This window comes from Streptomyces sp. NPDC057623, assembly GCF_042800355.1.
In the GTDB taxonomy this organism is placed as follows: Bacteria; Actinomycetota; Actinomycetes; order Streptomycetales; family Streptomycetaceae; genus Streptomyces.
Genome location: NZ_JBHVGZ010000004.1, coordinates 67,157 through 81,960, shown reverse-complemented (window position 1 = coordinate 81,960; position 14,804 = coordinate 67,157). Strand labels below are relative to the sequence as shown.

Below are 14,804 nucleotides of genomic sequence, written 5' to 3'. Positions count from 1 at the left end.
CCCTTTACCGCTGTACGCCACCCACCTTCGATTCCCTATTCGCCCGTATCCACCCCGGTTGCAACCATTCGCTCCTGTACGGCAGTTGGCGTAGACCCCGCTGTACCCCGAAGTAATATGCCAACCTCACCCCCGAAGCGCACTAACGTGCGGTGCCGCAACAGGAGGCACCATGCGACCGCGACCGCCCATCAACGGCCGAGGCATCTTCAGCGGCACCGGCATCATCATCACGGGCCTGACGGTGACTCTGCTGGCGATGATCTTCCCGATCTGGTCGTACGCCGACCGGTCCGGGACCGGTCTGGACACGCTCAACGCCGAGACCGTCTCGACCGAGTACGGGCCGCTGTCCGCACTCGACCGCGACTTCCTCACGAAGGTCCGGCTGGCGGGGCTGTGGGAGCTGCCCGCCGGGCAGCAGGCGCAGCAGAAGGGCACGACCCCGGCCGTACGGACCGCGGGCCGGCACCTCGTCGAGGGACACATGTTCCTCGACGAGCGGGTGCGCGACGTCGCCGCCAAGCTCAGCCTCGCGCTGCCCAACGAGCCCACCGAGCAGCAGCAGGAGTGGCTGGCGACCCTGAGCGGGGCCCAGAGCGTCGAGTACGACCGGCAGTTCGCCAACATCCTGCGGCTGGCGCACGGCAAGGTGTTCTCCGTGGTCGCCCAGGTGCGGGCCGGCACGCGCAACACCCTGGTCCGCGAGCTCGCCGACGACGCCAACACCACGGTGCTGGACCACATCACGGTCCTGGAGGCCACGGGTTACGTCGACTTCGACAGCCTCGCCCGCGACATGGTCGCCGACAGCACCCCTCCGCTGACACCGCCCTCCGGGCCGCCCGGCCCGACCGCCGACCCCGCTCCGGCCGTCCCGATGACCCCGCCGCCGTCGCCGAGCTACACCCTGCCGCCGGCCGCCACCAGCCCACGGGCGCCCGGCTCCTGAATCCGGAACGTCACATCCCGGCAACTCTCGGTCCGGATTGTGAACAAGGCATGGCGGTTCGCCGGGTCTTTGGCATAGAAACGCGGCATGTTCTGGGTCCTTCTCCTGCTGCTGGCCTGGGCCGTCGCCGGCACCGCGTGCACCCGGCTGTGCCTGGCCGCCGTTCACGCCGCCGCCGCGGACACGAAAGAGGCGACCGCGGGCCGGGGGCACGATCTGACGTTGTACGAGGCCGCGTTCCTGTCCGGCGGGCCGCGGCGGGTCGCCGATCTGACCCTCGTCGCCATGGCGCGGCAACGGCGACTACTGCTCGCCCGCACCGGCTGGGCCACGGTCGTCGATCCGCGCGGGCGGGACGAGATGGAGCGCTCGGTGATAGGGGCCATCGGGCCGGAGGGCCAGTCCCGCATCGAGCCGGTGCGGGACGCCGCGGCCGCCGCCGACGCGGTGGGCAGCCTCGCCGACCGGCTGGTCAGCGACGGCCTCGCCGTGCCCGACGGGGCCCGCACCGGGATCGCGGCCGCGATCCGGCAGGTGCGGTTCGCCGCCGCCGTCGTACTGGCGTTGGGGGCGGCCGCCCTGTTGACGCCCGCCCAGTCGGAGATGCCGGCTCATCTGGTCGCACTCTGGTTCGCGCTCCCCTTCGTGCTCACCCTGAGCTGCCTGGCCATCGCCCGGGTGGAGATCCACCCGTACGCCCAGTGGGCCTCGCCGGCCGGGCAGCGACTGCTCAGCACCCTGGTGCGGCGCTCGCGGGGCGGGGAGGACCGTACGTATCTCACGTCCGTCGCCGTACGGGGCGTACGCGCGATCGGCGAGCCGGACCTGCGCGCGGCGTTCGCGCACCGCGAGACGCACCATCGCGCGCCCCACCCGCGCGACTGACCGCCCCTGAGCCCGGTGACGCATAGGGGGCATTGCGGCGACACCGGCGGGATGGTGCTTGCCTTCGTCAACAGACGAACGAAATATCCCTTTTGTTGCTGCCGTGCTGCGAAGGGATACGCAATGAGAGCTGCCGCCCTCTACTCGGCCGCGGGGGCTCTGCTCCTGACGACCCTGTCCGCCGCCCCGGCCGGCAGCACCGGGGCCGCCCCGGGCACGGCCGAGCAGCACGGCGCCGGCGTGGCCGCCGCGCGTGCCAAGGCGGCCGGCATCGCCTTCGGCAAGTGCGCCAAGGAGCAGGACCTGCCGGGCAGGATGGAATGCGGCACGGTGTCCGTCCCGCTCGACTACAGCCGTCCGGGCGGCAAGCAGATCAAGCTCGCCGTCAGCCGGGCCGTCGCCACGCACAAGGACCCGAACAACAGCAAGCGCCGGGTGCCGGGGCAAGGCTCCCTGGTCTACAACCCGGGCGGACCGGGCGCGTCCGGACTGCTCTTCCCGCTGGTCGGCATGCTGCCCGAGTGGAAGCGGCTGGCGGCCGCGTACGACCTCGTCGGCTACGCCCCGCGCGGAGTGGCGCCTTCCGCGCCGCTGTCCTGCCAGGACCCCAAGAAGTTCGCCCAGGGCCCGGCGCAGGCGCCGACGCACCCCTCGGAGGCGTACAAGCAGGAGCGTGTCGCGCGGGCGAAGGCCTACGCACGGGGCTGCGCCGAGCGCACGGGCAGTGCGCTGCGGCACTACAACTCCCTCAACAACGCCCGTGACCTGGATGTGCTGCGTGCCGCGCTGGGCGAGTCGAAGCTGACGTTCATGGGGGCCTCGTACGGCACCTACTTCGGCTCGCTGTACGCGACGCTGTTCCCGTCGCACGTACGGCGGATGGTGTTCGACTCCGCCGTGAACCCGGACCCCTCGCAGATCTGGTACCGCAACAACCTCGCCCAGTCGGCCGCGTTCGAGGGACGGTGGGAGGACTTCCGGGAGTGGGTCGCCGAGCACGACGACGTGTACGGGCTCGGTGACACGCCGGAGGACGTACTGGCCAGCTACGAGAAGGTGCGGGCGCGGCTGGCCGAGGAGCCGGCGGACGGGAAGGTCGGGCCGGGGCAGCTGCAGGAGGCGTACCTACAGGCCGGTTACTACGACGACTACTGGCCGTCGCGCGCGAAGGCGCTCTCGGAGTACCTGAAGGGCGACCCGAAGGCGCTGGTCGAGCTGGCCGCGCCGGTGCAGGAGGCGGCGGCCGAGCAGGAGAACTCCAGCGCGGTCTACACGGCCGTGGAGTGCAACGACGCGCCCTGGCCGACGGACTGGGCGGTCTGGGACCGGGACAACACGCGGCTCGCGCGCGTGGCGCCGTTCGAGACCTGGGACAACGCGTGGATGAACCTGCCGTGCGCCTACTGGCAGGCACCCCGGCAGAAGCCCCTCGACGTGCGCACCGGACAGGGTGAGCTGCCGCCGACGCTGATCCTCGCCGCCGAGCGGGACGCCGCCACACCGTACGACGGGGCGCTGGAGATGCACCGGCGGCTGGCCGGCTCGGTCCTGGTCACCGAACGGGACGCCGGTACGCACGGCATCGCCTACGGCCCGAACGCCTGTGTCAACGGCCACGTCGACGCGTATCTGCTGGAGGGCCGCCTCCCGGCCCGGCGCGCGGCGTGCGAGGCGCACCCCGAGCCGAAGCCGGAGCGTCCGGGCGAGGACAAGGCGAAGAAGAAGCTGGGCGACCGGGCGGGCGCGACGAAGCCGGGCGGCCGGCCACAGGAGGCCGCGACCGCCCGACTCCCGCACTGATCAGGCGAGCCCGGCGACCGGCTCGGCCACGGACGGCCGCCGCCGGGTGCCGCGTCTCCCGGGGGGACGCGGCACCCGGTCGCCACTGCACGGTGGGCCGGCCCCGGCCCACCTCACCTCACGGCGTCAGGCAAGCCCCGCGACCAACTCGGCCACGGACTTACGGCGCCCGGTGCCGCACCCCCCGGGGGACAACCCCCGGACCCCCGGCCCAGCCACAGTCACCGCACCCACTCAGGCAAGCCCCGCGACCAACTCGGCCACGGACTTACGGCGCCCGGTGTAGAACGGCACCTCTTCGCGGACGTGCATCCGGGCCTCGGAAGCCCGCAGGTGGCGCATGAGGTCGACGATGCGGTAGAGCTCGTCGGCCTCGAAGGCCAGCAGCCACTCGTAGTCGCCCAGCGAGAAGGAGGCGACCGTGTTGGCGCGGACGTCCGGGTAGCCGCGGGCCATCTTGCCGTGGTCGGCGAGCATGCGGCGACGGTCCTCGTCGGGCAGCAGGTACCAGTCGTAGGAGCGCACGAAGGGGTAGACGCTGACGTAGTCGCGCGGCGTCTCGTCGGCGAGGAACGCCGGGATGTGCGAGCGGTTGAACTCGGCGGGGCGGTGCAGCGCCATGTTCGACCACACCGGCTCCAGGGCACGCCCCAGCTTGGTGCGGCGGAAGAGGTTGTACGCCTCCTGGAGCTGGTCGCTGGTCTCGGCGTGCCACCAGATCATGAGATCGGCGTCGGCGCGCAGCCCGGACACGTCGTACGTGCCACGGATCGTCACGTCCTTGGCGGCGAGCTGGTCGAACAGCTCCTGGACCTCGTCGGCGTAGCCCGCGCGGTCCTCGGGGAGCACGTCCTTCAGCTTGAAGACGGACCAGAGGGTGTAGCGGATGACCTCGTTGAGGTCCTTGGCCAGCTTGCCCTTGTTCGGGATCCTGCCGGACTCGGTGGTGGAGGCGTCGTCACTCATGTCACCTATTCTCCCGCTCCGCCGTGCAGACTCTGCACCGGGTTGGCGGTGAGCTCCCGCACTCCCCGCAGATCGCCTTCCAGCTGGTCCACGGCCGCGTACGCGCTCGCGATGCACGCCGGGATGCCCACGCCGTCGTACTGCGCCCCGCACACGGCGAGGCCCGGCACCGCGGCCACGTGCTCGCGGATGCGGGACACGCGCGCGTGGTGGCCGACCGGGTACTGGGGCAGGCCGCCGGTCCAGCGGGTGACGCGGGTTTCGAGGGGGGTGGCGTCGAGGCCGGTGGCCGCCCGGAGGTCCTGTCGGGAGACGTCGACCAGGTGGGCGTCGTCGCGCTCCAGGATCTTCGTCTCGCCGTACCGCCCGAGGGACGTGCGCAGGACGACCACGTCCGGGTCCTCGTCGGCGATCCAGCCCCACTTCTGGGAGGCGAACGTCGAGGCCTTGATGGTGCGCCCGTCGACCGGCGGCACGAGGAAGCCGCTGCCCGCGGGCAGGTCGGTGTCGGCGCGGCGGTGGGCGAGGGTGACCAGGGCCATGGAGGCGTACTCGATGCCGTCCAGCTCGGTGGCGGCTTCGGGGGCCTCGGCGCGCAGGAGGGCCGCGGCGGCCGGGGCGGGTACGGCGACGACGACCGCGTCGGCGTGCAGCACCCGGTCACCGGCGACGACGCGCCACCGGGCGGCCTCCGCGCGGCTCAGCTCCGTGACCGGCGCCCCGGTGAGGATCTCGCCGCCCCGCGCGCGCACCGACTCCGCGACGGCGAGCGGGAGTTGCCCCACCCCGCCCTCGATGCCCATGAACACCGGCCCGGTCTGCTGGTTGGCCGCCGCCTTGGCCTGGATCTCGCGGACCGCCTCGGTGAGGGAGTCGTGCGTCCTCGCCGCCTGGTAGAGCTGCGGAACGGCCGAGCGCATCGAGATGCGGTACGCGTCACCCGCGTACACGCCGCCCAGCAGAGGCTCGACCAGGCGGTCGACGACCTCGCGGCCGAGGCGCGCCGCCACGTACTCACCGACCGCCACGTCGTCCCCGACCTCGGTGCGGGGCAGGTCGGCGTCGCGCTCGATGCGGGCCAGTCCCTCGTCGGACAGGACGCCGGAGAGGGCGGCGGCGGTGCCGGGGACGCCCATCACATGGCCCTTGGGCATGGGGCGCAGGGCACCGCGGGTCCAGATCGAGGCGGTCGCGGTGGCGGGCGGCTGGAGGCGCTCGTCGAGGCCCACCTCGCGGGCGAGGGCGATGGCCTCGGGGCGGCGGGCCAGCATCGACTCGGCGCCGAGGTCCACCCGGACGCCCGCGATCTCCCCGGGCAGCAGCTTGCCGCCGACCCGGTCCGACGCCTCCAGGACGGTCACCTGCCGGCCTCTGTCCAGCAGCCGGTGGGCCGCGGCGAGCCCCGCGATCCCGCCGCCGATGACGACAACCCGGCCCGTACCCGTACGAGTCTGAACTTCGCGCATGTCCACAGCCTCTCAGACCCCACTGACAAGCCCTCCGCGCCCCGGTGTCCTTCACGAGTCCTGACCGTGACCGCATCGGGACCGATCACCGCCAACGTTCCGCCGGACCCCGGCGTCGAAGAAGCGTCAGTCGTCACGACGACCCTCGGGGGTACGCCCAGATGCGCACACGAAGTTCCGCACGATCCGCGGGATCCGCACGATCCGTGCGAGCGGTCCCGGCCCTGGCCGCCGTCCTGCTGGCCGCGGCCCTCGCACTCACCGGATGCAGCGGCGCGGCGGACGACTCGGCCTCCGGCAGCAACGCCGCCGGGGGCGGGGCCGCCAAGTCGGAAGTCGCGGCCGGCGCTCAGGAGGGCGCCCCGGGCAGCGGCTCCGACGCCGACCGGGCGAGCGCGCCGCCCAAGGCCACCGCGAGCCACATCATCCGCACCGCCTCCCTGACCGTGCAGGTCAAGGACGTACCGAAGGCTCTCGACGAGGCCCGCACCACCACCGAGAACGCGGGCGGCTATGTCGGCAACGAGACCACCACACGCGACGAGGAGGGCCACGAGCACACCCGCGTCGTCCTGCGGGTACCCGTCGACCGGTACGCCGAGGTCCTCACGGACCTGGAGGGCGCGGGCAAGCTGGTCGAGCGCAGCGCCAAGGCGCAGGACGTCACCGACCAGGTCGTGGACGTGGAGAGCCGCATCAAGACGCAGCGGGCCAGCGTGGCACGGATCCGTGAGCTGATGGACCAGGCGACCAAGCTCAGCGACGTGGTCACACTGGAGGGCGAGCTGAGCTCCCGCCAGGCCGACCTGGAGGCGCTGCTGGCCCAGCAGGCGTCCCTGAAGGACCGCACCAGCCTGGCCACGATCACCCTCTCCCTGTCGGAGACCCCGGTGAAGAAGGTCGCGAAGGACGACGACGACCCCGGCTTCCTGGACGCGCTCGCGGGCGGCTGGAACGCGTTCGTGACGATGCTGCGCTGGCTCGCGGTCGCGATCGGCGCCGTGCTGCCCTTCGCCGCGGTGGCGGCGCTGATCGTGCTGCTGTGGCTGAAGGTCCTTCGGCCCAGGCTGCCGCGCCGCCCGGATCCGGCGCCCGTGACGACCGCGCTGGGGCCGCTGCCGACGGCACGCCCGGCGCCGCAGCCCACGCGCGCGGGCGACGAACAGAGCGGCGAGCGCGACTGAAATGCCCGGCGCTCGTAGCGTGTTCGCATGAACATGAGCGCTGCGAGGGGTGTGTCGGGTCCGCGAGAGCGGCTGGTCGTGATCGGCGGGGACGCCGCGGGGATGTCCGCGGCGTCGCAGGCACGAAGGCTCAGGAGCGCGGAGGAGCTGGAGATCGTCGCGTTCGAACGCGGCCACTTCACCTCCTTCTCGGCCTGCGGCATCCCGTACTGGGTGGGCGGCGACGTCCCCGACCGCGACCAGCTGATCGCCCGCGCACCCGAGGAGCATCGGGCCCGCGACATCGACCTGCGCATGCGGACGGAGGTCACGGAGATCGACGTGGACGGCGGGCGGGTACGCGCGCGTGACGTCGATTCCGGGGCCGAGTCCTGGACGTCGTACGACAAGCTCGTGATCGCGACCGGCGCCCGCCCGATCCGCCCCGACATGCCGGGCGTGGACGCCCCGGGCGTGCACGGCGTGCAGACCCTGGACGACGGCCAGGCCCTCATCGACACGCTGACACGCACGCGTGGCCGTCGCGCGGTGGTGGTGGGCGCCGGCTACATCGGCGTCGAGATGGCCGAGGCGCTCATCAACCGCGGCTACGAGGTGACGGTCGTCAACCGCGGCAGCGAGCCCATGTCGACGCTCGATGCGGACATGGGCCGCATGGTGCACGAGGCCATGGAGGGCCTGGGCATCACCATGGTCAACGACGCCGAGGTCACCAAGATCCTCACCGGCGAGGACGGCCGGGTCCGGGCGGTGGTCACGGATGACGCCGAATACCCGGCGGACGTCGTCGTCCTCGGCATCGGCGTCCGCCCGGAGACGACCCTCGCCCGGGCCGCGGGCCTCCCTCTCGGCGACCACGGCGGTCTCCTCACCGACCTGGCCATGCGGGTGCGCGGCCACGAGAACATCTGGGCGGGCGGCGACTGCGTGGAGGTCCTCGACCTCGTCTCCGGCCAGGAACGCCACATCGCCCTGGGCACCCACGCCAACAAGCACGGCCAGGTCATCGGCACGAACGCCGGCGGCGGCTACGCCACGTTCCCCGGCGTCGTCGGCACGGCCGTCAGCAAGGTCTGCGACCTGGAGATCGCCCGCACGGGCCTGCGCGAGAAGGACGCGCGCAGGGCGGGTCTCCAGTACGTCACGGCCACGATCGAGTCGACGAGCCGCGCGGGCTACTACCCGAACTCCTCAGTGATGACGGTCAAGATGCTCGCCGAACGCCGCACGGGACGGCTGTTGGGCGTACAGATCGTGGGCAGGGAGGGCGCGGGCAAGAGGGTCGACATCGCGGCGGTGGCACTGACGGCGGGGATGACGGTGGAGCAGATGGTGTCCCTGGACCTGGGTTACGCGCCTCCGTTCTCGCCGGTGTGGGACCCGGTGCTGGTGGCAGCCCGGAAGGCAGCCAAGGCAGTGAACGCCGGAACCTCATGACTGGCGGCGCGGTCAACGCCCCAAAGGGGCGCGGGGAACTGCGCGACCAGCCACAACGAACCCGCGGCCGCAGAACCACCGCGCCCGCACGGCGACTAGGCGGATCCGTTGATCCTCTCGATAGCCTGCCGAGCCTGCTCAGCCGGAGGCCGCGAAGGCAACGACGACACCGACGCGCTCACACTCGGCGGCATCGCGGCGGCGGCAGCGGGCTGCTCCCCCGCCGGCTTCGCATGCGCGGCCCCCCGCGCGGAGCGCAACCGATGGCTCACGGCCTCGTCCAGTGTCACCGGCCGCTGCATCTGCGCGGCGAGCCGCCCCGCCTCCTGCCCCAGCCGGGCCACGTCTTCCCACGGCAGCCGCACCACCACCGAGAGCTCGGCCTCACCGTCGGGCAACGCGTGCATCGCGGGAGTAACTCGGTCGTTCATCGCCTGTTCCTCACGTAGACCCCGCGACCCGCCTTCCCCGTGCCGCGGGCGGTTGAGAACAGATACGGGCGCCCGAACGACGGCGTTCACCGATTCGCCGGACGTTTCCCGGGCAGAAAACCCTCGTGGTCATCCCCGTCCATGACGTGAACCCGGTGCGCCGCACCCCCTGGGTGACATACGCGCTGATCGCCGCGAACGTCCTCGTCTTCCTGTCCACGCCCGGCATAGCCGGCTCCGTGGCCGGTGAGAGCAGCCTGTCCCAGCTGTGTCATCTGCACGCGTTCCTGGACCACTACGCGGCGGTGCCGCGGGAGTTGGTCCACGACCAGCTGCCGGGCGTGGTCCCCACGGGCGATGTCGCCGTGGGCCCCCAGGGCCGCCCGGGGTGTGTGGTCGGCCCGCCGGACTACGACAAGTCCCCGGCGCTGTCCGTCTTCACCGCGCTGTTCCTGCACGGCGGTTGGCTGCACCTGCTGGGCAACATGCTCTTCCTGCTGATCTTCGGCAACAACATCGAGGACCGCATGGGCCATGTGCGGTACTTCCTCTTCTACGTCGTCTGCGGCTACGCGGCGTCGTACGGCTTCGCGTTCCTCAACGACGACTCGGCCGAACCGCTGATCGGCGCCTCCGGGGCGATCGCGGGCGTACTCGGCGCCTATCTCGTGCTGTATCCGAAGGCCAGGGTGTGGGTCCTCGTCCCGTTCCTGGTCTTCCTGCCGCTGCGGCTGCCGGCCTGGCTGGTGCTGGGCTTCTGGTTCGTGCTCCAGGCGGTGTACTCGAACGGCGAGGGCGTCTCCGACGCGGGCACCGTGGCGTACGCGGCGCACATCGTGGGCTTCCTGGCCGGCATGGCCCTCGCCTGGCCGCTCAAGGCGGGGACACCGCCGCCACCGGAGCCGCGTGGCCTGCTGTTCGGCAGACGGGCGCGGCCTCACACGTGGTGAGCGCCGCTACCGGGCCGTCTGCGTGTGGACGTACTCGACGAGCCGGGTCAGCGCGTCCGGGTCGGTGGACGGCATGACGCCGTGGCCGAGGTTGAAGACGTGGCCCTCCAGGCCCGCCGCCGCGTCGAGGACCTCGCGGGTCTTGGCCTCGACCGCCTCGGGGGTGGTGAACAGGATGGTCGGGTCGAGGTTGCCCTGGAGCGCCTTGCCGGGGCCCACGCGGCGGGCGGCCTCGTCGAGCGGGACGCGCCAGTCGACGCCGACGACATCCGCGCCGGCCTCGCCCATGAGCTTCAGGAGTTCGCCGGTGCCGACGCCGAAGTGGATGCGTGGGACGCCGTAGCCCTCGACCGCCCGGAAGACCTTCGCCGAGGCGGGCATCACCGAGCGGCGGTAGTCGGCGGGGGCGAGGGAGCCGACCCAGGAGTCGAAGAGCTGGACCGCGGAGGCGCCGGCCTCGATCTGCACCTTGAGGAAGGCGGCCGTGATGTCCGCGAGGCGGTCGAGCAGGTCGGCCCAGAGCTCCGGGTCGCCGTACATCATCGCCTTGGAGTTCTCGTACGTGCGGGACGGGCCGCCCTCGACGAGGTAACTCGCGAGGGTGAAAGGCGCCCCGGCGAAACCGATGAGCGGGGTGGCGCCGAGCTCGCGGGTGAGCAGGCCGATGGCCTCGGTGACGTACGAGACGTCCTCGGGGGTCAGGTCGCGCAGCTGCGCCAGGTCGGCGCGGGTGCGGATCGGGCGCTCGACGACCGGGCCGACGCCGGGCTTGATGTCGAGGTCGATGCCGATGGCCTTGAGGGGTACGACGATGTCGCTGAAGTAGATCGCCGCGTCCACGTTGTGCCTGCGCACGGGCTGGAGGGTGATCTCGGTGACCAGCTCGGGCCGCATGCAGGATTCGAGCATCGGAATGCCCTCGCGCACCTTGCGGTACTCCGGCAGGGAGCGCCCGGCCTGCCGCATGAACCACACCGGCGTGTGCGGCACGGGTTCGCGCCTGCACGCCTTGAGGAAAGCGGAGTCGTACGTGGCTGACGGCGGCGTCTGATTGGCACTCACGGGGGCAAGTCTCGCACGGCCGCGGCGGGCCCGGCGGCCGGGGTTGCCGTGTTGTCCGGGTGTCTCTCCCTGCACGAAGCCCCCGTTCCCCTTAATCTTCCCGGCATGGCTGCGGCTCAGGAACGACTGTCGGACGGTACTGGCGGGATGGACGACGCGAAGGACGGCGGGGAGGCGGACCGGCATTCGAAGAGTACGGCTCCGCCGGCGTTCCGTGCGGCGGTCGACGCCCTGCGCGGCAGTCGGCTGCGGCCGCAGATCGAGGTCGAGCAGACCAAGGCGCCGCAACGGCTCGCTCCGTACGCGTACGCGCTGGAGGCGGCCGTCGTCGACGGCGACCAGGACCTGGCCGACGGCCGCCTGGTGCTGCTGCACGATCCGGCGGGCCACGACGCCTGGCGGGGCTCCTTCCGGCTGGTGACCCTGGTGCGCGCGGAACTGGAGGCGGAGATGGCCGTCGATCCGCTGCTGCCCGACGTGTGCTGGTCCTGGCTGACCGGTGCGCTCCAGGCGCGCGGGCTGTCGTACGGCGAGCCGAGCGGCACCGTCACGCGGGCGAGTTCGCACTACTTCGGCGGCCTGTCCGAGCGCCCGGCGGCCTCGCAGATCGAGATCCGTGCCTCCTGGACTCCGCGCGAGGGCCTGGGCGGCGTTCCGGACACCGCGGCCCACCTGGCGTCCTGGTGCGATCTGCTCGCCCAGGTCGCGGGGCTGCCACCGGCGGGCCCGGGCGACGCCTCCGTGGTGACGCTGCCGCAGCGCCGCGACCCGCAGGCCCGGTAACCGCTCCTCACTCGACGGCCACGCCCGCTTGACCATCACTTTGTCGATACGGCCACTTTCGGTCAGAAATCAGGCCATGATCGAGCCGTTTTACTCGCCGAACGATCGACCGTGCGTCCGAATTGCCCCGATTGTTACTCACTAAATCGTGATCTTTCCCTAAAGGGCCAGAGGTTTGGTGCCGAAGACGACTGTGACCTTGAAAGCCGTCCCCGCACCCAGGAGGCCTGGTGTCCGTTCTCCTCGAGCAGCCCGCAAGCCTGGTCGCCTACCGCCCGAACAAGCCGACCGCCATGGTGGTCGTGGCCGATCCACGCGTCCGATCCACCGTCACCCGTCACCTCTGGGCGCTCGGCGTGCGCGATGTCATCGAGGCCTCGTCCATCGCGGAGGCTCGTCCCCGCATCGGCAACCCCCGCGACATCTGTGTCGCCGACGTCCATCTGCCCGACGGCTCCGGCCTGACCCTCCTGTCGGAGACCCGTGCCGCGGGCTGGCCCAACGGCCTCGCCCTGTCCGCCGCCGACGACATCGGCGCCGTACGCAACGCCCTCGCCGGTGGCGTGAAGGGTTACGTCGTCACCGGCACCCGCACCAACGTCGGGCTCCCCACCCGGCCCGGTGCCGCTCCCATCGGCGCCGCCGCCGCCCGTATGCACCGTCGCCACCCGGGTGCCCCGAGCCACCCGGGCGGCTACCGCGAGCTGTCCGGTCGCGAGGTCGAGGTGCTGCGGCTGGTGGCGGAGGGCCAGTCGAACAAGGCGATCGGCGTCTCGATGGGCCTGTCCGCCCTGACCGTCAAGAGCCACCTCGCCCGTATCGCCCGCAAGCTGGGCACAGGTGACCGCGCCGGCATGGTCGCCGTGGCCCTGCGGACCGGCATCATCCACTGACCCTCACTCCTTCACCGACACCTGCTCCTTCACCGCCCCATGCCCCCGCCCCCTCACCGACGTGAACGGGATCGACCGCTGATCCCGCCCACGTCCCTCACCTGTCGTGGACCGGGCCGTCCACTTGGCCGATTGGTTTACGACCCTCAGGCGCCCGCCGACGGAACGTTCCGTCGGCGGGCGCTGTCCATGCGGCGGCCTCGGCCGGCCCAAGTGAAGATCACTCGCGGGCGGGAGCGGGAGGGTGTGAAGATCGGCCGGACGGGAAGCGCGGGCTGATAGACAGGCGCACTGACGAGTGCCATCTTCCGGCCCTCGTGATCCCCCCGCCCCGAACGGAGCCTGTCATGCCCAAGCCCTCCTCCTCCTTGGCCTCTTGGGGCCTCGCCGCCGCAGCCGCCGCTGCGCTGCTGGTGGGCTGCTCGTCGGAGGCCAAGCTGGGCAAGGACGAGGTGGCGAACTCGGTGGCCGAGAAGCTCGCCGCGCAGACGGGCCAGCCGAAGCCGGACGTCACCTGCCCCGAGGACCTCGTGGGCAAGGTCGGCACCTCGTTGCGCTGCAAGCTCACCGCGACCGACGGCACGAGTTTCGGGGTGACGGTCAAGGTCAACTCCGTCGAAGGCAGCACGATCCGCTACGACATCAAGGTCGACGAGAAGGCCTCCTGAGCCGGACCAGGCCCCACGCGCCCGCCCGGGCGGGCGCGTGGGAAATGTGTGACCGCGAGGTGCGGATTGTGATGGAGCACCGGTGGGGTGGGCCGGCCGAGAGGCCACAGGAGATGCTGGCTCCATGAGTGGAGCGGAAGCAGTCCTGATCGTGGTGTGGTGTGCCGCCCTCACGGCACTCGTCGTGTGGGTGAACCGGCGCAAGGCCCGCAAGAAGCGTGAGGCCGAAGAGTCGTACGCGCGACTGCGGTCGTTCGCCGAGAGCCGCGGGTGGACTTACGAGGAGGGCGTGCCGAGCCTCGTCGACGCCTACCAAGGGGCCGAGCCGCTCCCGGACAAGGCCAGCAACGTCATGGGGGACAACGTCGTCAGCGGTACTTACCGCGGATTCGGCTTCCGCGCCTTCGAGTACCGCTATTACAACAAGGACATCGATTCGGAGTCGACGCAGGTCATCGTCCACTCCGTCTGGGCCCTGAACCTGGGCGTGGAGGTTCCGGACCTGCGGATCTACCGCGACGGCTGGTTCGACACCTTCTATCGGGGACGGGCCATGGAGGTGGGAATCCCCCAGCTCGACAAGGACTTCCACATCGTCTCCCGAGACGAGGAGCGCGCCCGGCCCGTCGTGCTCGACGGCCTGGCGGGGTTCCTCACCTCCGACCCTCGCGCCCTGGAGATGCCGCTCCGGCTCCACGACGGTCAGCTGATCACCTCGCGTTCGCGGACCAAGCTGAGCAGCGAGACGTTCGACGAGCCCCTTGAGTATCTCGTCGACGCCGCGGGCCACTTGGGAGCCCTGTCACCCGCCCGGCCTCCGCAGGCGCCCTAGAACAGCAGTGCGTCAGGCGCACGATTCGATCGCATCCATGGAGCTTCCCGGCAGGGATCATGGTGATGTCCGGGGGCGTTGTCGCTGCTCCCGTGCCTTTGCGAGACCCTGTCGACGTTCTCAACAATCGGGGTGCCGACGTGCGTTCGCACCCGTTCGGACGTAGAGGGGGGTGCGGATGGGCCAGTTCGATGTGGAGCCGTCCGAACTGCGGTCGGCTTCCAAGAAGATCAAGGACTCCGTGGGCCGGAGCGACAAGGTGAAGCTCGACGAACTCGCGGACTCCGGCGACGACTTCGGCCACGGCGACGCGGCCGGCGAGTTCGGCGCGCTGATGGCCACCTGGATGGAGGCCATCAAGAGCCCGATGAAGGAGGACGGGGAGAGCTCGGCGGAGAAGCTGGACGAGAACGCCGCCTCCTACGAGCGCGCCGAGCGGGAGTCCCAGAACCACTTCACCGGGCCCGCGGTAGCCGGCCCGAGCTACTGACGGGG

General features: G+C 71.5%; 15 protein-coding genes. 11 read left to right on the top strand and 4 right to left on the bottom strand.

All coding sequences use genetic code 11. From position 1 onward, the window contains the following. Positions 1-172 precede the first annotated feature (172 nt). The 3 genes from ACFU95_RS06130 to ACFU95_RS06120 all read left to right on the top strand — a co-directional run bounded on the left by ACFU95_RS06130 (position 173) and on the right by ACFU95_RS06120 (position 3,637). The gene (locus tag ACFU95_RS06130) at positions 173-952 is read left to right on the top strand and encodes a DUF4142 domain-containing protein (protein ID WP_383822430.1); all 780 of its coding nucleotides are present in this window, start codon (positions 173-175) and stop codon (positions 950-952) included. 87 nt (positions 953-1,039) lie between these two features. Beyond that, entirely contained in the window at positions 1,040-1,837 is a 798-nt protein-coding gene (locus tag ACFU95_RS06125; protein ID WP_383822427.1) for a TIGR04222 domain-containing membrane protein, read from the top strand. A 123-nt stretch (positions 1,838-1,960) separates the two neighbouring features. Further along, positions 1,961-3,637, top strand: coding sequence for an alpha/beta hydrolase (locus ACFU95_RS06120; protein WP_383822424.1), 1,677 nt, complete (start codon positions 1,961-1,963; stop codon positions 3,635-3,637). A gap of 234 nt (positions 3,638-3,871) precedes the next feature. Here the strand turns inward: ACFU95_RS06120 and hemQ are convergent, their stop codons facing one another. After that, positions 3,872-4,603 carry a hydrogen peroxide-dependent heme synthase gene (hemQ, locus tag ACFU95_RS06115; protein WP_383822421.1) on the bottom strand — a complete coding sequence of 244 codons (732 nt, stop codon included), beginning with the start codon at positions 4,601-4,603 and terminating at the stop codon, positions 3,872-3,874. A gap of 5 nt (positions 4,604-4,608) precedes the next feature. Then, positions 4,609-6,069, bottom strand: a complete 1,461-nt coding sequence (hemG, locus tag ACFU95_RS06110) for a protoporphyrinogen oxidase (protein WP_383822418.1) — start codon at positions 6,067-6,069, stop codon at positions 4,609-4,611. A 161-nt stretch (positions 6,070-6,230) separates the two neighbouring features. Between hemG and ACFU95_RS06105 the strand changes: the two genes are divergently transcribed. Both ACFU95_RS06105 and ACFU95_RS06100 read left to right on the top strand, forming a co-directional pair. Beyond that, on the top strand, positions 6,231-7,253 hold the full coding sequence (locus ACFU95_RS06105) for a DUF4349 domain-containing protein (RefSeq protein ID WP_383822415.1): 1,023 nt from the start codon (positions 6,231-6,233) through the stop codon (positions 7,251-7,253). Positions 7,254-7,280: 27 nt separating this feature from the next. After that, a complete protein-coding gene (locus tag ACFU95_RS06100) occupies positions 7,281-8,690 on the top strand; it encodes an FAD-dependent oxidoreductase (protein WP_383822412.1) in 1,410 nt (469 codons plus the stop codon). A gap of 95 nt (positions 8,691-8,785) precedes the next feature. On the opposite strand, the gene ACFU95_RS06095 is transcribed toward ACFU95_RS06100, so the two are convergent. Continuing rightward, positions 8,786-9,121 carry a hypothetical protein gene (locus ACFU95_RS06095; protein ID WP_383822409.1) on the bottom strand — a complete coding sequence of 112 codons (336 nt, stop codon included), beginning with the start codon at positions 9,119-9,121 and terminating at the stop codon, positions 8,786-8,788. 125 nt (positions 9,122-9,246) lie between these two features. Here ACFU95_RS06095 and ACFU95_RS06090 point away from each other — a divergent pair, with 125 nt between their 5' ends. Then, positions 9,247-10,071 carry a rhomboid family intramembrane serine protease gene (locus tag ACFU95_RS06090; protein ID WP_383822406.1) on the top strand — a complete coding sequence of 275 codons (825 nt, stop codon included), beginning with the start codon at positions 9,247-9,249 and terminating at the stop codon, positions 10,069-10,071. 6 nt (positions 10,072-10,077) lie between these two features. On the opposite strand, the gene hemE is transcribed toward ACFU95_RS06090, so the two are convergent. Then, positions 10,078-11,133, bottom strand: coding sequence for a uroporphyrinogen decarboxylase (gene hemE, locus ACFU95_RS06085; protein ID WP_383822404.1), 1,056 nt, complete (start codon positions 11,131-11,133; stop codon positions 10,078-10,080). Positions 11,134-11,238: 105 nt separating this feature from the next. Here hemE and ACFU95_RS06080 point away from each other — a divergent pair, with 105 nt between their 5' ends. The 5 genes from ACFU95_RS06080 (at position 11,239) to ACFU95_RS06060 (ending at position 14,799) form a co-directional block, all read left to right on the top strand. Further along, a complete protein-coding gene (locus ACFU95_RS06080; protein ID WP_383822401.1) occupies positions 11,239-11,916 on the top strand; it encodes a DUF3000 domain-containing protein in 678 nt (225 codons plus the stop codon). Between the two features lie 230 nt (positions 11,917-12,146). Continuing rightward, the gene (locus tag ACFU95_RS06075; protein WP_003997051.1) at positions 12,147-12,809 is read left to right on the top strand and encodes a response regulator transcription factor; all 663 of its coding nucleotides are present in this window, start codon (positions 12,147-12,149) and stop codon (positions 12,807-12,809) included. 347 nt (positions 12,810-13,156) lie between these two features. Next, on the top strand, positions 13,157-13,477 hold the full coding sequence (locus ACFU95_RS06070; RefSeq protein WP_383822398.1) for a DUF4333 domain-containing protein: 321 nt from the start codon (positions 13,157-13,159) through the stop codon (positions 13,475-13,477). 124 nt (positions 13,478-13,601) lie between these two features. After that, positions 13,602-14,309, top strand: a complete 708-nt coding sequence (locus ACFU95_RS06065) for a hypothetical protein (RefSeq protein WP_383822395.1) — start codon at positions 13,602-13,604, stop codon at positions 14,307-14,309. 178 nt (positions 14,310-14,487) lie between these two features. Further along, positions 14,488-14,799, top strand: a complete 312-nt coding sequence (locus tag ACFU95_RS06060) for a WXG100 family type VII secretion target (RefSeq protein ID WP_383822394.1) — start codon at positions 14,488-14,490, stop codon at positions 14,797-14,799. Positions 14,800-14,804 lie beyond the last annotated feature (5 nt).